Here is a 20,471-nt window from a genome sequence, read left to right on the forward strand (position 1 = left end):
GATGTCTGAACCTCGTTTCGTCCACCTGCGGGTGCACAGCGACTACTCCATGATCGATGGGCTGGCAAAAACCGGGCCGCTGGTGAAAAAGGCGGCCGCGTTGGGCATGCCTGCGCTGGCGATCACCGATTTTACTAACCTCTGTGGTCTGGTGAAGTTCTACGGAGCGGGTCATGGCGCAGGGATTAAACCCATTGTTGGCGCTGATTTCCATGTTCAGAGCGAGCTGATGGGGGATGAACTGACGCATCTGACAGTGCTTGCCGCCAATAACACCGGGTACCAAAATCTTACCCTGCTGATATCCAAAGCTTATCAGCGCGGCTATGGCGCGGCGGGACCGATCATCGACCGTGACTGGCTGATCGAACTGAAAGAAGGGTTGATCCTGCTTTCCGGCGGGCGCATGGGTGACGTCGGGCGCAGTCTGCTGCGCGGCAACGGCGCGCTGGTTGATGAGTGTGTCGCGTTCTATGAAGAACACTTCCCGGATCGTTACTTCCTTGAGCTTATCCGCACTGGTCGTCCCGATGAAGAGAACTATCTTCATGCTGCCGTTGCGCTGGCGGAAGCGCGCGGTTTGCCGGTGGTCGCCACCAACGACGTGCGCTTTATCAACAGTGATGACTTTGACGCGCATGAAATTCGCGTTGCTATTCACGATGGTTTCACCCTCGACGATCCCAAACGTCCGCGTAATTACTCGCCGCAGCAATATATGCGCTCGGAAGAGGAGATGTGCGAACTCTTCTCTGATATTCCGGAAGCGTTGGAAAACACCGTTGAAATTGCCAAACGCTGTAACGTAACGGTACGTCTGGGCGAGTATTTCCTGCCGCAGTTCCCGACCGGCGATATGACCACGGAAGATTTCCTGGTCCAGAAATCGAAAGAAGGGCTGGAAGAGCGTCTGGCCTTCTTATTCCCGGATGAAGCCGTGCGAAAAGAAAAGCGGCCGCCTTACGATGAACGTCTGGATATTGAACTGCAGGTGATCAACCAGATGGGGTTCCCGGGTTACTTCCTCATCGTGATGGAATTTATCCAGTGGTCGAAAGATAACGGCGTGCCGGTAGGGCCAGGCCGTGGTTCCGGTGCGGGCTCGCTGGTGGCTTACGCGCTGAAAATTACCGACCTCGACCCGCTGGAATTTGACCTGCTGTTCGAACGTTTCCTTAACCCGGAACGTGTCTCGATGCCTGACTTCGACGTTGACTTCTGTATGGAGAAACGCGACCAGGTGATTGAACACGTGGCCGACATGTACGGCCGTGATGCGGTATCGCAGATTATTACCTTCGGTACGATGGCGGCGAAAGCGGTGATCCGCGACGTGGGTCGCGTTCTGGGCCACCCGTACGGCTTTGTCGATCGTATTTCAAAACTGGTGCCCCCCGATCCGGGGATGACGCTGGCGAAAGCCTTCGAGGCTGAACCGCAACTGCCAGAAATCTACGAGGCAGATGAAGAGGTTAAAGCGCTGATCGACATGGCGCGTAAGCTGGAAGGCGTGACCCGAAACGCCGGTAAACACGCTGGTGGTGTGGTTATCGCCCCGACGAAAATCACCGATTTTGCGCCGCTGTACTGTGATGAACAGGGGCTGCATCCGGTTACCCAGTTTGATAAAAACGACGTGGAATATGCCGGCCTCGTGAAGTTCGACTTCCTTGGCTTGCGTACCCTCACTATCATTAACTGGGCGCTGGAGATGATTAACGCCCGCCGTGAAAAGAACGGTGAGCCGCCGCTGGATATTGCCGCTATCCCGCTGGACGATAAGAAAAGCTTCGATATGCTGCAACGCTCGGAAACCACGGCGGTCTTCCAGCTTGAATCCCGCGGCATGAAAGACCTGATTAAGCGTCTACAGCCTGACTGCTTCGAAGATATGATAGCCCTGGTGGCCCTGTTCCGTCCGGGGCCGTTGCAGTCCGGGATGGTAGATAACTTCATCGATCGTAAGCACGGGCGCGAAGAGATCTCCTATCCGGATGTGCAGTGGCAACACGAAAGCCTGAAACCAGTACTGGAGCCAACCTACGGCATCATCCTGTATCAGGAACAGGTCATGCAGATTGCCCAGGTGCTTTCTGGCTATACTCTTGGCGGTGCGGATATGCTGCGTCGTGCGATGGGTAAGAAAAAGCCGGAAGAGATGGCCAAACAGCGCTCCATCTTTGAAGACGGCGCGAAGAAAAACGGTATTGACGGCGAACTGGCGATGAAAATCTTCGACCTGGTGGAGAAATTCGCCGGGTACGGGTTTAACAAATCGCACTCTGCTGCATACGCGCTGGTCTCTTACCAGACGCTGTGGCTGAAAGCGCACTATCCTGCTGAGTTTATGGCGGCGGTAATGACTGCCGATATGGATAACACCGAGAAGGTGGTAGGGCTGGTGGATGAATGCTGGCGTATGGGGCTGAAAATCCTGCCGCCGGATATCAACTCCGGGCTGTACCACTTCCACGTCAACGACGATGGCGAGATTGTCTACGGTATCGGCGCGATCAAAGGCGTGGGTGAAGGCCCGATCGAGGCGATCATTGAGGCGCGTAACAACGGCGGCTATTTCCGTGAGCTGTTTGATCTTTGCGCGCGCACCGATACCAAAAAGCTCAACCGGCGGGTGCTGGAAAAATTGATCATGTCCGGGGCCTTTGACAGGCTGGGGCCGCATCGTGCTGCGCTGATGAATTCGCTGGGCGATGCGCTGAAAGCCGCCGATCAGCACGCGAAAGCAGAAGCGATTGGTCAGGCAGATATGTTCGGCGTGCTGGCGGAAGAGCCGGAGCAAATTGAACAATCCTACGCCAGCTGCCAGCCGTGGCCAGAGCAGGTGGTGTTAGATGGGGAACGCGAAACGTTGGGGTTGTACCTGACGGGTCACCCGATCAACCAGTATTTGAAAGAAATTGAGCGCTATGTCGGAGGCTACCGGCTGAAAGACATGCATCCGACAGAACGTGGTAAAGTGACCACGGCTGCGGGGCTCGTCATTGCCGCAAGGGTTATGGTCACCAAGCGCGGCAATCGTATCGGCATCTGTACGCTGGATGACCGTTCCGGACGTCTGGAGGTGATGTTATTTACCGACGCCCTGGATAAATACCAGCAATTGCTGGAAAAAGACCGCATACTTATCGTCAGCGGACAGGTCAGCTTTGATGACTTCAGCGGGGGGCTTAAAATGACCGCCCGCGAAGTCATGGATATTGACGAAGCCCGGGAAAAATATGCTCGCGGGCTTGCTATCTCGCTGACGGACAGGCAAATTGATGACCAGCTTTTAAACCGACTCCGTCAGTCTCTGGAACCCCACCGCTCGGGGACAATTCCAGTACATCTCTACTATCAGAGGGCGGATGCACGCGCGCGGTTGCGTTTTGGCGCGACGTGGCGTGTCTCTCCGAGCGATCGTTTGCTTAACGATCTCCGTGGCCTCATTGGTTCGGAGCAGGTGGAACTGGAGTTTGACTAATACAGGAATACTATGAGTCTGAATTTCCTTGATTTTGAACAGCCGATTGCAGAGCTGGAAGCAAAAATCGATTCTCTGACTGCGGTGAGCCGTCAGGACGAGAAACTGGATATTAACATCGATGAAGAAGTGCATCGTCTGCGTGAAAAAAGCGTAGAACTGACGCGTAAAATCTTCGCCGATCTTGGCGCATGGCAGGTTGCCCAACTGGCACGCCATCCGCAGCGTCCTTACACCCTGGATTATGTTCGCCTGGCGTTTGATGAATTTGACGAACTGGCGGGCGATCGCGCTTATGCGGACGATAAAGCTATCGTCGGCGGCATTGCGCGTCTGGACGGTCGTCCGGTGATGATCATTGGTCATCAGAAAGGCCGCGAGACCAAAGAGAAAATCCGTCGTAACTTCGGGATGCCGGCGCCGGAAGGCTATCGTAAAGCGCTGCGTCTGATGGAAATGGCCGAGCGTTTCAACATGCCGATCATTACCTTTATCGACACTCCGGGGGCTTACCCAGGCGTGGGTGCCGAAGAGCGCGGTCAGTCCGAAGCTATCGCCCGTAACCTGCGTGAAATGTCACGTCTGAGCGTGCCGGTTATCTGCACCGTGATCGGCGAGGGCGGTTCCGGTGGCGCGCTGGCGATCGGCGTGGGCGATAAAGTGAATATGCTGCAATACAGCACCTATTCCGTTATCTCTCCGGAAGGCTGTGCTTCCATTCTGTGGAAAAGTGCGGACAAAGCGCCGCTGGCCGCAGAAGCGATGGGGATCATTGCGGCACGTCAGAAAGAGCTGAAGCTGATTGATTCCATCATCCCGGAACCGCTGGGCGGCGCGCATCGTAATCCGGAAGCGATGGCGGCTTCGCTGAAAGCGCAGCTGCTGGCGGACCTCGCGGATCTCGATGTATTGAGCACAGAAGATTTGAAAAACCGTCGCTATCAGCGTCTGATGAGCTACGGCTACGCGTAAGCGTTGACCATTCCGAAAAGGGCCACAATTTGTGGCCCTTTTTTTTACCTGCGGTTTGAACAGGCTATGATTAGCTAAGGTTTTTCCAGGAGGAACGCATGAATATCATCGCCATTATGGGGCCGCACGGGGTTTTTTATAAAGACGAGCCCATTAACGAGCTTGAGCGTGCGCTGCAATCACAGGGATTTCAGATTATCTGGCCGCAAAACAGCGTCGACCTGCTGAAATTTATCGAACACAACCCGCGCATTTGTGGGGTGATTTTTGACTGGGATGAGTACAGTCTCGATTTGTGCAGTGAGATTAACCAGCTCAATGAGTATTTACCGCTGTATGCGTTTATCAACACGCATTCGACGATGGATGTCAGCGTTCACGACATGCGCATGGCGCTATGGTTTTTCGAGTATGCGCTCGGGCAGGCGGAAGATATCGCGACGCGCATTCGCCAGTACACCAACGAGTACCTTGACAATATCACGCCGCCTTTTACCAGAGCGCTGTTCACCTATGTGAAAGAGGGGAAATACACCTTCTGCACGCCGGGTCACATGGCCGGAACGGCCTATCAAAAAAGTCCGGTTGGCTGCCTGTTCTATGACTTTTTCGGTGGCAATACCCTGAAAGCGGATGTGTCGATATCAGTCACTGAACTGGGTTCGTTACTCGATCACACCGGGCCACATCTGGAGGCTGAAGAGTATATCGCCCGAACGTTCGGCGCAGAGCAGAGTTATATGGTGACTAACGGCACCTCCACCTCAAACAAAATTGTGGGGATGTATGCCGCGCCAACCGGCAGTACGCTGTTGATTGACCGTAACTGCCATAAGTCGCTCGCGCATTTGTTGATGATGAGCGACGTCGTGCCGATCTGGCTGAAACCAACGCGTAATGCGCTCGGTATTCTGGGCGGCATTCCGAAGCGTGAGTTCACGCGCGAGAGTATTGCGAACAAAGTTGCCACCACGGCGCAGGCGCAGTGGCCAGTTCATGCCGTGATCACTAACTCAACCTATGACGGCCTGCTGTATAACACTAACTGGATCAAACAGACGCTGGATGTCCCCTCTATCCACTTCGATTCTGCCTGGGTGCCCTATACCCACTTTCATCCCATTTATCAGGGGAAAAGCGGGATGAGCGGTGAACGGGTGCCTGGCAAGGTGATTTTCGAAACGCAATCCACCCACAAAATGTTGGCGGCGCTATCGCAGGCGTCGCTGATTCATATTAAAGGGGATTATGACGAAGAGACCTTCAACGAAGCGTTTATGATGCACACCTCGACCTCGCCGAGTTATCCGATTGTCGCCTCCATCGAGACGGCGGCAGCGATGCTGCGGGGAAATTCCGGTAAGCGATTAATCAATCGCTCTGTGGAGCGCGCGTTACATTTTCGCAAAGAAGTGCAGCGGCTACGTGAAGAGTCTGACGGTTGGTTCTTTGATATCTGGCAGCCGGAAGAGGTTGATGAAGCCGCGTGCTGGCCGGTGGCACCCGGTGAAGACTGGCACGGATTTACCGATGCCGACGATGACCATATGTTCCTCGATCCGGTAAAAGTCACGATCCTGACGCCCGGTATGAACGAGCAAGGGGAGATGAGTAACGAGGGGATCCCCGCCGCGCTGGTGGCGAAATTCCTTGATGAGCGCGGCGTGGTGGTGGAGAAAACCGGGCCGTACAATCTGCTGTTTCTCTTCAGTATTGGTATCGATAAAACCCGGGCAATGGGGCTGTTGCGTGGACTGACCGAATTTAAACGCTCTTACGATCTCAATTTGCGCGTGAAGAATATGCTGCCGGATCTGTATGCAGAAGATCCTGATTTTTATCGCAACATGCGTATTCAGGATCTGGCGCAAGGGATCCACCAGCTCATCCGCCAACACGATCTTTCCGGTCTGATGCTGCGTGCGTTTGATACATTGCCGGAAATGATCATGACGCCGCATCAGGCCTGGCAGCGACAGATCAAAGGCGAAGTCGAAACGGTCCCCCTCGATCAACTGGTGGGACGTGTGTCGGCGAATATGATCCTGCCATACCCTCCCGGCGTGCCGCTGCTGATGCCGGGAGAAATGCTCACCGAGCAGAGTCGCGCCGTACTCGATTTTCTGCTGATGCTCTGTTCTGTTGGTCAGCGTTATCCGGGCTTTGAAACGGATATTCACGGGGCGAAACAGGATGACGACGGCGTATACCTCGTACGAGTCTTAAAAACGGCATGACGACTTGCCTTCAGCGCTCCCGGGCGGGTAACGTGCTGATGATAAATAACGGAGATGAAGACACTATGCTGGGATTAAAACAGGTTCACCATATTGCGATTATTGCGACAGACTATGCCGCGAGTAAGTCCTTCTATTGCGATATTTTGGGGTTTACGCTGCTGAGCGAAGCCTATCGCGCAGAACGAGACTCGTGGAAGGGCGATCTGGCGCTGAATGGACAATATGTGATTGAGCTTTTTTCATTTCCTTTCCCGCCGGCGCGTCCAGGGCATCCGGAAGCCTGTGGCTTGCGCCATCTGGCGTTCAGCGTGGATAACCTGGATAATGCGGTAGCGCATCTGGAAGCGAATCACGTAAATTGTGAAGCCATCCGCATTGATCCCTTCACCAACAAGCGCTTCACCTTTTTTAAAGACCCGGATGGCCTGCCGCTCGAATTGTATGAGCAGTAAGGCTTGTTATTGTGACGATTGCCCGGTAACGTGCCGGGCAACGTCACTGTAAATAACCGCTATGACAACACTCACGCTGAACACCTCGCTTATCACTTCCCGACAGATACTGGTCGCCTTTAGCGGCGGTCTGGACTCTACCGTGCTTTTACACCAACTGGTGCAATGGCGGATGCAACAACCGACCCTCTCGCTTCGCGCCATGCACATCCATCATGGACTTAGCGCTCACGCCGATGAGTGGGTGGCACACTGTGAAGCCGTCTGCGCGCAATGGCAGGTTCCGCTGGTGGTGGAGCGGGTCACGCTGGTGGACGCCGGGCTGGGAATCGAAGCGCAGGCCCGGCAGGCGCGGTATCAGGCATTTGCCGATGCGCTATTGCCCGGTGAGGTGTTGGTGACTGCCCAGCATCTTGACGATCAGTGTGAAACCTTTTTGCTGGCGCTCAAACGCGGCAGCGGACCGGCTGGGCTGTCTGCAATGGCGGAGAGTGCTGAGTTTGCGGGCACGTTACTCATTCGTCCGTTATTGACGCAACCCCGTGCGGCACTGGAGCAATGGGCAAGGCAACATCAGCTTCGCTGGATTGAAGATGAAAGCAATCAGGATGACGCCTACGATCGCAACTTCCTGCGTTTGCAGGTTCTGCCGCTTCTGCAACAGCGCTGGCCGCATTTCGCTGACGCCACGGCACGCAGCGCAGCGCTGTGTGCTGAACAAGAGAGTCTGCTGGATGAACTGCTTGCCGATGAACTGTCTTCTTGCACCACAGATAACGGCACGCTGGAGTTAACGCCGCTCATGGCGATGAGCCGTGTCCGGCGCGCTGCGCTACTTCGCCGCTGGCTGGCGGCGAAAAATGCGCCGATGCCTTCACGCGATGGACTGGAACGTCTCTGGCAGGAGGTGGCGCTGGCGCGTGAAGATGCGTCACCGTGCCTGCGTTTCGGCGAGTACGAGGTGCGGCGCTTTCAGGGACAGCTGTGGTGGATTAAATCTGTTGTCGGACAAAGTGAGACAATACTGCCCTGGCCTCGCTGGCAGTTACCGCTCACGTTGCCTGCCGGGCTGGGCCATCTGCGGTTACTGGTGGGGGACGAATTACGCGCGCCTCATGAGGATGAGCGTGTCAGTATCCGTTTTAAAGCGCCGGGAATGCTGCATATCGTTGGCCGTAGCGGTGGCCGCAAGCTCAAGAAAATCTGGCAGGAGTTGAATGTACCTTCCTGGCGACGAGATACCACGCCATTGCTGTTTTACGGCGAAACGCTGATTGCGGCTGCAGGCGTATTTGTCACGCGTGACGGCGCGGCGGGTGAGGAGTCGGGGGTGAGACTGGTGTGGGATCAAATCGGTGGAAATGCCTGATGGCGCAGCGCCACCAGGCAATATGGGTTCAGGATTCGCTAACCACCACGGTACCGATTTCCGGATGGCTGAAGCTGACAATTTTATCGAGACGAAGCTCGCGCGTTTCACCCGCAACCTCGGTGATTAGGTATTCCACGTTTTTCCGTGAAACCAAATCGTTGGCTTTCGCTTGCAAAACTTCACCATCTTTCAGTTCCAGCGTCAGTAATAAATGATGCTGGCAGGCGAGCTCAAGGTTGTCGTAGTCATCACAGTTGATGGGTTGGTATGTATCATTCATTGACATAATCGCTCACCAGTAAGTTCGCCGCAGCATACGCCGCCTTTTCCCTGACCGACTCTGAAAGGGCACTGTCTGCCGCTATTTCATTAAGCACCTTCAATACGCAACCCAGCGCATCCGGGATATACCCTAAGTCTCCGCTGGCGATTTCCGCATACCGCTTGCGTATTAACTCACAATATTTTTCCACATGCCCTCCTGTCAGCATTCTGACTTAACCGTGGATGCAAGTCTAAGCCTACGAAGATAAACTCTGTTTAGCAAGGTGACTATACCACAGCCATTCACGCAATATCAGCGCCTGATTGATGATCCCCGGACAGCCTTTTGGCTCCTTTTTCGCTACAATGGCTGCCTGATTCGAAAGGAGTTTTTCCATGGCGCTTAAAGCGACAATTTATAAAGCCGTCGTCAACGTGGCTGACCTTGACCGCAACCAGTTTCTTGATGCGGCGTTGACGCTGGCGCGTCACCCCTCTGAAACCCAGGAACGAATGATGTTGCGTCTGCTGGCGTGGATTAAGTATGCGGATGAGCGTCTCCAGTTTACGCGTGGCTTAAGCGCAGAGGATGAACCGGAAGCGTGGTTGCGTAACGATCATCTGGGTATCGACTTGTGGGTTGAACTGGGGCTACCGGATGAGCGCCGTATTAAGAAAGCGTGTTCGCAGGCTGCTGATGTGGCGCTGTTTGCCTACAATAGCCGGGCGGCGCAGATCTGGTGGCAGCAGAATCAAAGCAAATGCGCGCAGTTTTCGAATCTCACTGTCTGGTATCTGGATGATGAACAACTGGCCCAGCTTAGCGCCTTTGCGAGCCGTACCATGACGCTACAGGCGACAATTCAGGACGGGGCGATCTGGCTGTCTGATTCTCAGAATAATCTGGAAATTCATCTGACGCCTTGGCAACAACCGGTATGATCGTCATTTCGCGGACTGTCTCGATCCCCGACGATGAGCTGGAGATCACCGCCATTCGCGCCCAGGGCGCAGGAGGACAGCACGTCAATAAGACCTCAACGGCGATACATTTGCGTTTTGACATTCGGGCCTCCAGCCTGCCAGAGTATTATAAGGAACGTCTGCTGGCTGCCAGCCATCATCTGATTACCGCTGATGGCGTGATGATTATTAAGGCGCAGGAGTACCGCAACCAGGAACTCAACCGGGAAGCGGCGCTTGCCAGACTGGTAGCGGTTATAAAAGAGCTCACCGCAGTACAAAAAAGCCGACGCGCAACCCGACCGACGCGGGCATCGAAAGAGCGAAGATTAAACTCGAAGGCGCAGAAATCCTCAGTAAAAGCCCTTCGCGGTAAAGTCCGTCGTGATGACTGACGGGCAGGAATAAAATGTGATAGGGAGTCAGGGTGAAAAAAACACTACTTTCAGCGATGGCGGCATTTACGCTCTTCGCATTGATTGGCTGTAACAACCGTTCAGAGGTTGATGTTATCCAGCCGACTCAGGTTGCAGAATTAAAACCGATGCAGCAAAGCTGGCGGGGCATTCTGCCTTGTGCCGACTGCGAGGGTATTGAGACCTCACTGTTTCTGGAGAAAGATGGCACATGGGTAATGAACGAACGCTATCAGGGCGTGCGTGAAGAGCCGTCTTCTTTTGCTTCCTACGGCACCTGGGCGCGCACGGCCGATAAACTGGTGCTGACCGACAGTCAGGGTGAGAAGTCTTATTATCGCGCGAAAGGCGAAGCGCTGGAGATGCTGGATCGGGAAGGCAATCCGGTTGAATCACAGTTTAACTATACGCTTGAACCGGTGAAATCCAGTTTGCCGGTAACGCCAATGGCGATGCGTGGTATGTATTTCTATATGGCGGATGCTGCGACCTTTACCGACTGCGCAACCGGAAAGCAGGTTTCTGTTGCCAGTAACGCAGAACTGGAACGCGGTTATCTTGCGGCGCGTGGCACCAGTGAGAAACCGGTGCTGTTGTCCGTCGAAGGGCACTTCACGCTGGAGGCGAATCCGGATACCCATGAGCCGGTGAAAACGCTGATGGCCGATAAAGAGATTAAATTTATTCCGGGTAAGAGCTGCACCGACTGAGTGATGGACTCAATGATAGCTGTCCGGGTGACTGGACAGTTATCGTCTTACCCGCAGTTTTGCTATTGTGTATCGCGCTTAACGCGTCAGTCCTACAAAACGTCCCGTCTTGATATAAATCCCTAACTTCAAATGACCGACATAGCGTAGCTGCGTTTCTGGCTTAAATGCGGCAACGTCGCCTTCCCGCATGTGCATCAGGTCAGCAGGGCTGATCCAGCCCGATTGCGCCAGGGTTAGCGGATGTCCCGCTTTGGTAAACGCATCAGTGACGAATTCGGAGCAAAACCACGCCGTTTTTTCTCCCTCGCGGGCATCGCTCAACTGCGCTTTCGCCAGCCCGCTGACGCACTGTTGCCGGAAATCCGCAGAGAAGGGGTTTAGCGAACACATCTGGCGAGTCACCATAAACGGAATGAATTCCATGATACCGCGATAGTTATAGCCGCTGTCTTTGATTTTATAGGCGAAGGTTTTGATCTCAGCGGCCTGTTGCGGAGTCAGCTCCGGGACTCTCAGGGCAAAAAGTTTATCACTGTGTTTCATCGCCTGTTTGAGTGACACGATTTGTACGCCAGCACCGGTGGCTTCTGCGACTTCATTATCGCCCAGATAGACGGCAACGTGGCTTACGGAAGCATTGCTGAACGCGCGGATGCCTAATGAGGTCACCCCGAGGCTGGAGGAGAACAACAGATCGCCTGGCTTAAGGTCGGTATCGGTAATTTCGACGAGTGCTTTATTCGTAAATGAGCTCTGGCGCTGGAATGTAACCGCCCATTTTTTGGATTGTGCATCAATGGCGGCGGCGGATTTATTCGGTGGGCTGACGTCAACGGTGCAGGCCGAAAGCAAAAGAAGGCAAGGGAGGAACAGGCGGTAATACGCCGTGAGTTTAGCCATTTTATACAATCCATGTAAAAAAGAGGCCCTGAAAATCAGAGCCTCTTATGACATCAGCCTTTAATCTGTTTAACCAGATAGTTGACGATGTCGCCGGTTTTTATCAACTGTTTCTCGCCATTGCGACGGTATTTGTATTCAATATCGTCGTTGTCGAGGTTACGGTCGCCCAGCACGATAGTGTGCGGAATACCGATCAGTTCCATATCGGCGAACATCACGCCTGGGCGCTCTTTACGGTCGTCCATCAGCACTTCGATGCCCTGCGCACGCAGTTCGGCATACAGTTTTTCCGCCAGTTCCTGCACACGATAGGACTTGTGCATGTTCATCGGCAAAATCGCCACTTGGAACGGCGCGATAGCGTCAGGCCATACGATCCCGCGCTCGTCGTAGTTCTGCTCAATAGCCGCTGCTACCACGCGTGTGACCCCGATACCGTAACAACCCATAGTCAGAATCTGGTTGCGGCCATCTTCACCCTGGACGGCGGCTTTCATTGCTTCCGAGTACTTGGTGCCCAACTGGAAGATATGACCGACTTCGATACCGCGTTTGATCAGCAACGTGCCTTTTCCATCCGGGCTTGGATCGCCGGCGACGACGTTACGGATATCAGCGACTTCCGGGGTTGCGACATCGCGATCCCAGTTAATGCCGAAGTAATGCTTACCATCCACGTTAGCGCCTGCCGCGAAATCACTCATTGCGGCAACGGTACGGTCAATAATCACCGGCACTGGCATGTTTACCGGGCCCAAAGAACCCGGACCGGCATTCACCAGCGCGCGGATCTCTTCTTCGGTTGCAAACGTCAGCGGGCTGGCAACCTGCGGCAGTTTTTCCGCTTTGACTTCGTTCAATTCGTGATCGCCGCGAACCAGCAGTGCGACCAGCGGAGACTTGCTGTCTTCCACGGCTTTCACCAGCAGGGTTTTCACGGTTTTCTCGATTGGCAGACTAAACTGCTCAACCAGCTCGGCGATGGTTTTTGCGTTCGGCGTATCAACCAGCGTCATTTCTTGCGTTGCAGCGGCGCGCGGCGCTTTTGGCGCAACGGCTTCCGCAAATTCAATGTTGGCCGCGTAGTCAGAGGAATCAGAGAAGATCACATCGTCTTCGCCGCTCTGTGCCAGTACCTGGAATTCGTGCGAGGCGCTACCGCCGATAGAACCGGTGTCAGCCTGTACCGCGCGGAAATCCAGCCCCATGCGGCTGAAGATCTTGCTATAAGCCGCGTACATCGCGTCGTAAGTTTCCTGCAGAGATTCCTGAGAAGTATGGAAAGAGTACGCATCTTTCATCAGGAATTCACGGGAGCGCATCACGCCGAAACGCGGACGCACTTCGTCACGGAATTTAGTCTGAATCTGGTAGAAGTTCAGCGGCAGCTGTTTGTAAGAGCTGAGCTCGTTACGAATCAGATCGGTGATCACTTCTTCATGCGTTGGGCCAAGTACGAACGGACGATCGCCACGGTCAGCAATACGCAGCAGTTCCGGACCGTACTGTTCCCAACGACCACTCTCTTGCCACAGTTCAGAAGGCTGAACCACCGGCATTAACACCTCGATCGCACCGGCGTTGTTCATCTCTTCACGCACGATGTTCTCAACTTTTTTCAGGACGCGCACGCCGGTCGGCAGCCAGGTGTATAACCCGGAGGCCAGCTTGCGGATCATCCCGGCGCGTAGCATCAGCTGGTGGCTGATCACCTCGGCGTCGGCAGGTGTCTCCTTCAGAGTGGAGAGCAGATATTGGCTAGTACGCATGTTGTTACGGTTCCAGTTGAACGATCGAACAGGCTCAATGTGAGCCTGACACAAAAAAAAAGTAACTCAGTTTACCAGCGAGAAAGGGATGTCAAAAGAGAAGGGCGTGAAATTAGCGGGGTTCAAGCGCAAAGACTTCAAAACCCGTCTCGGTTACGCGCCAGCGCACGTTGAAATCATGCAGCCAGACAGCATAATTTTTACCGGTCTCTTCCCCTTTTCGATAGGCAGGACGCGGATCCTGCGCCAGCACATCACGAATAAACGTCTTCAGCAGGGGATAACGTTTTTCCAGCGCGGGAAACTGTTGCTCAATCTCGTCGGTAAAACTCACCGACATTTCGGCTTGCGGTGCCTGTTGCGCGTAGCTGGCGGTCGCATTCGGTAGCGATTCCGCGAACGGCAGGTAAGGCTTGATATCGATGACCGGCGTACCGTCAACCAGATCCAGACTGCCCAGTTGCAGAATGACCTGATCTTTCTGACAGACAACGCCTTTCAGTTCAACCAGCGACATGCCGACGGGATTGGGGCGAAATGTTGAGCGCGTAGCAAATACGCCCATCCGCGCATTGCCGCCAAGACGAGGCGGGCGCACGGTGGGGCGCCATCCCCCTTCCATCGTCTGATGGAAAACAAAGATCACCCATAAGTGGCTGAATGCTTCAAGACCGCGTACCGCATCGGCCTGATTGTAAGGAGACAGCAGGTGCAGTTCGCCGTTGACGCTTTTTACCAGCCCTGGCTGGCGGGGAACGGCGAACTTCTCTTTGTAAGGCGAGCGAATGACACCGATTTGCTCAAACTGAAAATGACTCATTTAGCCGAGATGTTGAGCGCAGAACCAATGCAGACAGCCTGACGATAACAACCCGGCGTCCCGCTGGTGACTTCACAGCTATGCAGTAACACGGCATTGGCTTTCATTTTTGACGCATTAATCTGCATGCGTTTACGTGCTGTCGGGATGTTCGGCGGAGAGTCCTGGTTAGAGGCCTGACAGGATTCACCGGTCACTTCACCGAGATCGCGGAACGGCTTGCCGACCAGATCTTCAGCATTGGTGTAAATTCTGACGGGAACAGCGCGCGGCGCTTTCGGTTTTTCCGGCTCCGCTTTTGGCGGGGTTGCGGTGCTTTGAACGGGTTCAACAGGGGATCTGCTTAGCATGGAACAGCCGCTCAGCATGAGTGCCAATAAACAGATCGGTAAAGCACGCATAATATTTCCTCAATGAATGATCTAACTGTCACATATTGAATCAGGAGCTTGCATAAATGACAAGACGGGCAAACGCCCGTCCTGAATGATATTACAGATTGTGAAAAGCGCCTAAAAATTACCAGCCCTTAACAGCACCACCGTTGAAGACTTTATTGGCGGCTTCGTAAACTTCGTCAGACTGATAGGCCTGAACGAATTTCTTCACGTTCTCCGCGTCTTTGTTATCTTCACGGGTCACGATCAGGTTGACGTACGGGGAATCTTTATCTTCAACGAAGATACCGTCTTTCGCCGGCGTCAGGTTGATCTGGCTGGCATAAGTGGTGTTGATTACCGCCAGAGCAATTTGCGCATCGTCAAGAGAACGCGGCAACTGAGGGGCTTCCAGTTCAACAATTTTCAGATTTTTCGGGTTCCCGACGATATCCAGTGAGGTCGGCAGCAGACCCACGCCATCTTTCAGTTTGATCAGACCGACTTTTTGCAGCAGCAGCAGAGAACGGCCCAGGTTGGTTGGATCGTTCGGAACCGCTACCTGCGCGCCATCCTGAAGCTCATCCAGAGATTTGATTTTTTTAGAGTAGCCCGCAATCGGATAAACGAAGGTATTGCCTGCGGCAACCAGCTTGTATCCGCGATCTTTGATCTGCTGATCCAGATACGGTTTGTGCTGGAAGGCGTTGGCATCGATATCGCCTTTGCTCAGCGCTTCGTTCGGCAGAACGTAGTCATTGAAGGTCACCAGTTCGACGTCCAGACCGTATTTTTCTTTCGCAACTTTTTGTGCGACTTCAGCTACCTGCTGTTCCGCACCGACAATCACGCCGACTTTGATGTGGTTTGGATCTTTTTCATCCTGACCGCAACCCACGAGTGCCAGAGAACCAATCAGGGCGCCGACTGCCGCAATGGTTTTGAATTTGAACGCCATGCTTATTTCCTTAATGTGATAATTGTGTTTTGTAGAACGTTACTTGTGCGTCACAGTCCGGACGATGCGATCGCCCGCGAACTGAATTAAATAAACCAGAACAACGAGTAATACCAGTACCGTATTCATAACAGTAGCATTGTATCCAATATAGCCGTACTGATAGCCGATCTGTCCAAGACCGCCGGCACCCACGGCACCGCCCATGGCGGAATAACCAACCAGGGTAATCAGCGTAATTGTCGCAGCGTTTACCAGCCCTGGCAGGGCTTCTGGCAGCAGCACCTTACGTACAATTTGCAGCGGTGTTGCGCCCATTGCGCGGGATGCTTCAATCAGGCCGGTCGGGATTTCCAGCAGGGCGTTTTCCACCATACGGGCGATAAACGGTGCCGCGCCGACGGTGAGCGGGACAATGGCAGCCTGCAAACCGATTGATGTCCCGACAATCACACGAGTGAACGGAATCATCCATACCAGCAGAATAATGAACGGAATCGAACGGAAGATGTTCACAACCGCAGACAGTGTGCGGTAGAGCTTCGCGTTCTCAATGATTTGCCCGGGACGCGTGACGTACAGCAGCACGCCAACGGGAAGACCAATCACAAAACCAAAGAACCCGGATACGAAGGTCATCGCCAGCGTTTCCCAGACGCCACGAACCAGCAGCCACATCATCGGCTCAGACATAACCCAGTACCTCTACTTTTACATGGTGTTCCTGCAGCCAGGCGATCGCGGCTTGCGTTTCTTCTTGTGTGCCGTGCATTTCAGTCAGCATGATGCCGAACTTCACGCCGCCGGCGTAATCCATCTGCGCGCTAATAATGTTGTTATTCACGTTAAAGCGGCGCGCTGTTTCGGAAAGCAGCGGCGCATCCACCGACTGACCGGTGAATTCCATGCGCAACATCGGGACGCTGTCGGTCGTCGATTCCGCTTTGAGGCGTGCCAGATAATCTTCCGGAATATCCAGATGCAGTGTGGACTGAATAAATTTCTGCGCCAGGGGCGTTTTCGGGTGGGAAAACACTTCGCTGACGGTATCTTGCTCAATCAGCTCACCGTTGCTGATGACGGCTACGCAGTCGCAGATGCGTTTCACCACGTCCATTTCGTGCGTGATCAGTAGAATGGTCAGGCCAAGGCGACGGTTAATGTCTTTCAGTAGTTCAAGAATGGAGCGAGTAGTGGCTGGGTCCAGCGCACTGGTCGCTTCATCACACAGCAACACTTTTGGCTGACTTGCCAGTGCACGGGCGATAGCGACACGCTGTTTCTGACCACCAGACAGATTCGCAGGGTAGCTGTCGTGCTTATCACCCAGGCCAACGAGATCGAGCAGTTCCGTCACGCGGCGCTTAATTTCTTCTTTTGGGGTGTTATCGAGTTCCAGCGGCAGCGCGACGTTACCAAAAACGGTTCGGGAGGCCAGCAGGTTGAAGTGCTGGAAAATCATGCCAATCTGACGACGCGCCTTAGTCAGTTCAGATTCTGATAGCGTCGTCAGTTCCTGTCCGCCAACCTGAACGCTTCCTTCTGTCGGGCGCTCCAGCAGGTTTACACAGCGGATCAGCGTACTTTTACCTGCGCCTGAGGCACCGATAACGCCATAAATTTGTCCGGCAGGAACATGCAGGCTAACGTTATTCAACGCCTGAATGGTGCGGGTCCCCTGATGGAACACTTTGGTGATATTCGAAAGTTTAATCATTGATTATTTATTATCGTAATGAAGTTACCGTGGCATTTTCGTCTGTCTGATGCGGTCAAAAGCCGTCAACAAAATGGATGTTAAGGCATCCAGACGTCTAAATCAATCAGGGTTTCTACGATGAGCACTTTCTTGCCTGCCGAAACATGCGATACTAGCGCCACATGCCTTATTCAGGAGCTATAAAAGGTGGCAAAGTCCGTACCCGCTATTTTTCTCGACCGTGACGGCACAATTAATGTTGATCACGGCTACGTACACGAAATCGACGAGTTCGAATTTATCGACGGTGTTATTGATGCAATGCGCGAGCTTAAAACACTGGGCTATGCGCTGGTAGTTGTCACCAACCAGTCAGGGATTGCGCGCGGCAAATTTACCGAAGCGCAGTTTGAAACATTAACAGAGTGGATGGACTGGTCACTGGCCGATCGCGATGTCGACCTCGACGGTATCTATTATTGTCCACACCACCCGCAAGGCAGTGTGGAAGAGTATCGCCAGGTTTGTGATTGTCGTAAGCCGCATCCCGGTATGCTGATCTCGGCCCGCGATTTCCTGCACATTGATATGGCCGCGTCTTATATGGTGGGCGACAAATTAGAAGATATGCAGGCTGCGGTTGCGGCAGGAGTCGGGACAAAAGTGTTAGTGCGAACCGGCAAGCCCATTACTGCGGAAGCAGAAAATGCGGCAGATTGGTTATTAAATAGTCTTGCTGATCTGCCATCGGCGATAAAAAAGCAGCAAAAATAAGCATTGTGGTTAAAAGGTGAGCGGTTGAAATAAAACTGCATTTTTCCGCTTGTCTTCCTGAGTCGACTCCCTATAATGCGCCTCCATCGACACGGCGGATGTGAATCACTTCACACAAACAGCCGGTTCGGTTGAAGAGAAAAATCCTGAAAATCAGGGTTGACTCTGAAAGAGGAAAGCGTAATATACGCCACCTCGCGACAGAGCGCTAAAGCGCGTCGCAACTGCTCTTTAACAATTTATCAGACAATCTGTGTGGGCACTCAGAGTGACATGGATTCTTAACGTCGCAAGACGAAAAATGAATACCAAGTCTCAAAGAGTGAACACGTAATTCATTACGACGTTTAATTCTAAGAGCATCAAACTTAAATTGAAGAGTTTGATCATGGCTCAGATTGAACGCTGGCGGCAGGCCTAACACATGCAAGTCGAACGGTAACAGGAAGCAGCTTGCTGCTTTGCTGACGAGTGGCGGACGGGTGAGTAATGTCTGGGAAACTGCCCGATGGAGGGGGATAACTACTGGAAACGGTAGCTAATACCGCATAATGTCGCAAGACCAAAGAGGGGGACCTTCGGGCCTCTTGCCATCGGATGTGCCCAGATGGGATTAGCTAGTTGGTGAGGTAACGGCTCACCAAGGCGACGATCCCTAGCTGGTCTGAGAGGATGACCAGCCACACTGGAACTGAGACACGGTCCAGACTCCTACGGGAGGCAGCAGTGGGGAATATTGCACAATGGGCGCAAGCCTGATGCAGCCATGCCGCGTGTATGAAGAAGGCCTTCGGGTTGTAAAGTACTTTCAGCGGGGAGGAAGGGGTTAAGGTTAATAACCTTAGCCATTGACGTTACCCGCAGAAGAAGCACCGGCTAACTCCGTGCCAGCAGCCGCGGTAATACGGAGGGTGCAAGCGTTAATCGGAATTACTGGGCGTAAAGCGCACGCAGGCGGTCTGTCAAGTCGGATGTGAAATCCCCGGGCTCAACCTGGGAACTGCATTCGAAACTGGCAGGCTTGAGTCTCGTAGAGGGGGGTAGAATTCCAGGTGTAGCGGTGAAATGCGTAGAGATCTGGAGGAATACCGGTGGCGAAGGCGGCCCCCTGGACGAAGACTGACGCTCAGGTGCGAAAGCGTGGGGAGCAAACAGGATTAGATACCCTGGTAGTCCACGCCGTAAACGATGTCTATTTGGAGGTTGTGCCCTTGAGGCGTGGCTTCCGGAGCTAACGCGTTAAATAGACCGCCTGGGGAGTACGGCCGCAAGGTTAAAACTCAAATGAATTGACGGGGGCCCGCACAAGCGGTGGAGCATGTGGTTTAATTCGATGCAACGCGAAGAACCTTACCTGGTCTTGACATCCACAGAACTTGGCAGAGATGCCTTGGTGCCTTCGGGAACTGTGAGACAGGTGCTGCATGGCTGTCGTCAGCTCGTGTTGTGAAATGTTGGGTTAAGTCCCGCAACGAGCGCAACCCTTATCCTTTGTTGCCAGCGGTCCGGCCGGGAACTCAAAGGAGACTGCCAGTGATAAACTGGAGGAAGGTGGGGATGACGTCAAGTCATCATGGCCCTTACGACCAGGGCTACACACGTGCTACAATGGCATATACAAAGAGAAGCGACCTCGCGAGAGCAAGCGGACCTCATAAAGTATGTCGTAGTCCGGATTGGAGTCTGCAACTCGACTCCATGAAGTCGGAATCGCTAGTAATCGTGGATCAGAATGCCACGGTGAATACGTTCCCGGGCCTTGTACACACCGCCCGTCACACCATGGGAGTGGGTTGCAAAAGAAGTAGGTAGCTTAACCTTCGGGAGGGCGCTTACCACTTTGTGATTCATGACTGGGGTGAAGTCGTAACAAGGTAACCGTAGGGGAACCTGCGGTTGGATCACCTCCTTACCTTAAAGAACCTGCCTTTGTAGTGCCCACACAGATTGTCTGATGAAAAGTAAAAAGCAAGGCGTTTACGCGTTGGGAGTGAGGCTGAACAGAATAAGGCCGCTCGCTTTCTATTGATGAAAGCTCACCCTATACGAAAATATCACGCAGCGCGTGATAAGCAATTTTCGTGTCCCCTTCGTCTAGAGGCCCAGGACACCGCCCTTTCACGGCGGTAACAGGGGTTCGAATCCCCTAGGGGACGCCACTTGCTGGTTTGTGTGAGTGAAAGTCGCCGGCCTTTGTATCTCAAAACTGACTCAGCGAGTCATGTTTGAGATATTTGCTCTTTAAAAATCTGGATCAAGCTGAAAATTGAAACGACACACTGTTAATGGTGTGTT

General features: G+C 53.5%; 18 protein-coding genes, 1 tRNA gene and 1 rRNA gene. 11 read left to right on the plus strand and 9 right to left on the minus strand.

Going from position 1 to position 20,471, the window contains the following annotated elements:
• Nucleotide 1: 1 nt before the first annotated feature.
• From dnaE to tilS, 5 genes are all read left to right on the plus strand, one after another.
• Entirely contained in the window at nucleotides 2-3,484 is a 3,483-nt protein-coding gene (gene dnaE / locus KI228_RS05150; RefSeq protein WP_061070504.1) for a DNA polymerase III subunit alpha, read from the plus strand.
• A gap of 12 nt (nucleotides 3,485-3,496) precedes the next feature.
• Nucleotides 3,497-4,456: an acetyl-CoA carboxylase carboxyl transferase subunit alpha gene (accA, locus tag KI228_RS05155; protein ID WP_141227399.1), complete on the plus strand. Its 960-nt coding sequence runs from the start codon at nucleotides 3,497-3,499 to the stop codon at nucleotides 4,454-4,456.
• Nucleotides 4,457-4,554: 98 nt separating this feature from the next.
• Nucleotides 4,555-6,693 carry a lysine decarboxylase LdcC gene (gene ldcC, locus KI228_RS05160; protein WP_044255363.1) on the plus strand — a complete coding sequence of 713 codons (2,139 nt, stop codon included), beginning with the start codon at nucleotides 4,555-4,557 and terminating at the stop codon, nucleotides 6,691-6,693.
• A 65-nt stretch (nucleotides 6,694-6,758) separates the two neighbouring features.
• Nucleotides 6,759-7,148 (plus strand): VOC family protein, encoded by a 390-nt coding sequence (locus KI228_RS05165; RefSeq protein ID WP_042997853.1) that lies wholly within the window; start codon nucleotides 6,759-6,761, stop codon nucleotides 7,146-7,148.
• Nucleotides 7,149-7,209: 61 nt separating this feature from the next.
• Complete coding sequence (gene tilS, locus KI228_RS05170) at nucleotides 7,210-8,517, plus strand: tRNA lysidine(34) synthetase TilS (RefSeq protein ID WP_042997852.1); 1,308 nt, start codon at nucleotides 7,210-7,212, stop codon at nucleotides 8,515-8,517.
• Nucleotides 8,518-8,545: 28 nt separating this feature from the next.
• On the opposite strand, the gene rof is transcribed toward tilS, so the two are convergent.
• Nucleotides 8,546-8,806: a Rho-binding antiterminator gene (gene rof / locus KI228_RS05175; protein WP_042323659.1), complete on the minus strand. Its 261-nt coding sequence runs from the start codon at nucleotides 8,804-8,806 to the stop codon at nucleotides 8,546-8,548.
• The gene (locus KI228_RS05180) at nucleotides 8,793-8,993 is read right to left on the minus strand and encodes a YaeP family protein (RefSeq protein WP_042323658.1); all 201 of its coding nucleotides are present in this window, start codon (nucleotides 8,991-8,993) and stop codon (nucleotides 8,793-8,795) included. Before KI228_RS05180 ends, rof begins: the two co-directional genes overlap by 14 nt.
• 187 nt (nucleotides 8,994-9,180) lie before the next feature.
• On the opposite strand from KI228_RS05180, the gene KI228_RS05185 reads away from it, so the two are divergent.
• The 3 genes from KI228_RS05185 to nlpE are packed head-to-tail and all read left to right on the plus strand — an operon-like array spanning nucleotide 9,181 to nucleotide 10,873.
• On the plus strand, nucleotides 9,181-9,726 hold the full coding sequence (locus tag KI228_RS05185; protein ID WP_044327028.1) for a YaeQ family protein: 546 nt from the start codon (nucleotides 9,181-9,183) through the stop codon (nucleotides 9,724-9,726).
• Complete coding sequence (arfB, locus tag KI228_RS05190) at nucleotides 9,723-10,142, plus strand: alternative ribosome rescue aminoacyl-tRNA hydrolase ArfB (protein ID WP_044327027.1); 420 nt, start codon at nucleotides 9,723-9,725, stop codon at nucleotides 10,140-10,142. Before KI228_RS05185 ends, arfB begins: the two co-directional genes overlap by 4 nt.
• 32 nt (nucleotides 10,143-10,174) lie before the next feature.
• On the plus strand, nucleotides 10,175-10,873 hold the full coding sequence (gene nlpE, locus KI228_RS05195) for an envelope stress response activation lipoprotein NlpE (RefSeq protein ID WP_042997849.1): 699 nt from the start codon (nucleotides 10,175-10,177) through the stop codon (nucleotides 10,871-10,873).
• A gap of 78 nt (nucleotides 10,874-10,951) precedes the next feature.
• Here the strand turns inward: nlpE and KI228_RS05200 are convergent, their stop codons facing one another.
• From KI228_RS05200 to metN, 7 genes are all read right to left on the minus strand, one after another.
• Nucleotides 10,952-11,776 carry a YaeF family permuted papain-like enzyme gene (locus tag KI228_RS05200; protein WP_061070502.1) on the minus strand — a complete coding sequence of 275 codons (825 nt, stop codon included), beginning with the start codon at nucleotides 11,774-11,776 and terminating at the stop codon, nucleotides 10,952-10,954.
• 53 nt (nucleotides 11,777-11,829) lie between these two features.
• Nucleotides 11,830-13,548 (minus strand): proline--tRNA ligase, encoded by a 1,719-nt coding sequence (gene proS, locus KI228_RS05205; protein WP_042997847.1) that lies wholly within the window; start codon nucleotides 13,546-13,548, stop codon nucleotides 11,830-11,832.
• Between the two features lie 112 nt (nucleotides 13,549-13,660).
• Nucleotides 13,661-14,368, minus strand: coding sequence for a tRNA (N6-threonylcarbamoyladenosine(37)-N6)-methyltransferase TrmO (gene tsaA / locus KI228_RS05210; RefSeq protein WP_042997846.1), 708 nt, complete (start codon nucleotides 14,366-14,368; stop codon nucleotides 13,661-13,663).
• Nucleotides 14,365-14,769, minus strand: a complete 405-nt coding sequence (gene rcsF / locus KI228_RS05215; RefSeq protein WP_042323642.1) for an Rcs stress response system protein RcsF — start codon at nucleotides 14,767-14,769, stop codon at nucleotides 14,365-14,367. Before rcsF ends, tsaA begins: the two co-directional genes overlap by 4 nt.
• A 118-nt stretch (nucleotides 14,770-14,887) precedes the next feature.
• Nucleotides 14,888-15,703, minus strand: coding sequence for a methionine ABC transporter substrate-binding lipoprotein MetQ (gene metQ / locus KI228_RS05220; protein ID WP_042997845.1), 816 nt, complete (start codon nucleotides 15,701-15,703; stop codon nucleotides 14,888-14,890).
• 39 nt (nucleotides 15,704-15,742) lie between these two features.
• Entirely contained in the window at nucleotides 15,743-16,396 is a 654-nt protein-coding gene (locus KI228_RS05225) for a methionine ABC transporter permease MetI (protein ID WP_042323638.1), read from the minus strand.
• Nucleotides 16,389-17,420: a methionine ABC transporter ATP-binding protein MetN gene (metN, locus tag KI228_RS05230; protein WP_042997844.1), complete on the minus strand. Its 1,032-nt coding sequence runs from the start codon at nucleotides 17,418-17,420 to the stop codon at nucleotides 16,389-16,391. Before metN ends, KI228_RS05225 begins: the two co-directional genes overlap by 8 nt.
• A 189-nt stretch (nucleotides 17,421-17,609) precedes the next feature.
• Between metN and gmhB the strand changes: the two genes are divergently transcribed.
• The 3 genes from gmhB (at nucleotide 17,610) to KI228_RS05245 (ending at nucleotide 20,335) form a co-directional block, all read left to right on the plus strand.
• Complete coding sequence (gene gmhB, locus KI228_RS05235; protein WP_061070501.1) at nucleotides 17,610-18,176, plus strand: D-glycero-beta-D-manno-heptose 1,7-bisphosphate 7-phosphatase; 567 nt, start codon at nucleotides 17,610-17,612, stop codon at nucleotides 18,174-18,176.
• 370 nt (nucleotides 18,177-18,546) lie between these two features.
• A 16S ribosomal RNA gene (locus KI228_RS05240) occupies nucleotides 18,547-20,088 on the plus strand.
• 171 nt (nucleotides 20,089-20,259) lie between these two features.
• A tRNA-Glu gene (locus KI228_RS05245) sits at nucleotides 20,260-20,335 on the plus strand.
• The last annotated feature ends 136 nt before the right edge of the window (nucleotides 20,336-20,471 follow it).

Source organism: Citrobacter amalonaticus, from assembly GCF_018323885.1.
Lineage (GTDB): Bacteria > Pseudomonadota > Gammaproteobacteria > Enterobacterales > Enterobacteriaceae > Citrobacter_A > Citrobacter_A amalonaticus.

Bases quoted from the DNA above. Each gene is read 5' to 3' on its own strand.
- dnaE (WP_061070504.1), top strand. From the start codon at position 2: ATGTCTGAACCTCGTTTCGTCCACCTGCGGGTGCACAGCGACTACTCC.
- accA (WP_141227399.1), top strand. From the start codon at position 3,497: ATGAGTCTGAATTTCCTTGATTTTGAACAGCCGATTGCAGAGCTGGAA.
- ldcC (WP_044255363.1), top strand. From the start codon at position 4,555: ATGAATATCATCGCCATTATGGGGCCGCACGGGGTTTTTTATAAAGAC.
- KI228_RS05165 (WP_042997853.1), top strand. From the start codon at position 6,759: ATGCTGGGATTAAAACAGGTTCACCATATTGCGATTATTGCGACAGAC.
- tilS (WP_042997852.1), top strand. From the start codon at position 7,210: ATGACAACACTCACGCTGAACACCTCGCTTATCACTTCCCGACAGATA.
- rof (WP_042323659.1), bottom strand. From the start codon at position 8,806: ATGTCAATGAATGATACATACCAACCCATCAACTGTGATGACTACGAC.
- KI228_RS05185 (WP_044327028.1), top strand. From the start codon at position 9,181: ATGGCGCTTAAAGCGACAATTTATAAAGCCGTCGTCAACGTGGCTGAC.
- arfB (WP_044327027.1), top strand. From the start codon at position 9,723: ATGATCGTCATTTCGCGGACTGTCTCGATCCCCGACGATGAGCTGGAG.
- KI228_RS05200 (WP_061070502.1), bottom strand. From the start codon at position 11,776: ATGGCTAAACTCACGGCGTATTACCGCCTGTTCCTCCCTTGCCTTCTT.
- proS (WP_042997847.1), bottom strand. From the start codon at position 13,548: ATGCGTACTAGCCAATATCTGCTCTCCACTCTGAAGGAGACACCTGCC.
- tsaA (WP_042997846.1), bottom strand. From the start codon at position 14,368: ATGAGTCATTTTCAGTTTGAGCAAATCGGTGTCATTCGCTCGCCTTAC.
- rcsF (WP_042323642.1), bottom strand. From the start codon at position 14,769: ATGCGTGCTTTACCGATCTGTTTATTGGCACTCATGCTGAGCGGCTGT.
- metQ (WP_042997845.1), bottom strand. From the start codon at position 15,703: ATGGCGTTCAAATTCAAAACCATTGCGGCAGTCGGCGCCCTGATTGGT.
- KI228_RS05225 (WP_042323638.1), bottom strand. From the start codon at position 16,396: ATGTCTGAGCCGATGATGTGGCTGCTGGTTCGTGGCGTCTGGGAAACG.
- metN (WP_042997844.1), bottom strand. From the start codon at position 17,420: ATGATTAAACTTTCGAATATCACCAAAGTGTTCCATCAGGGGACCCGC.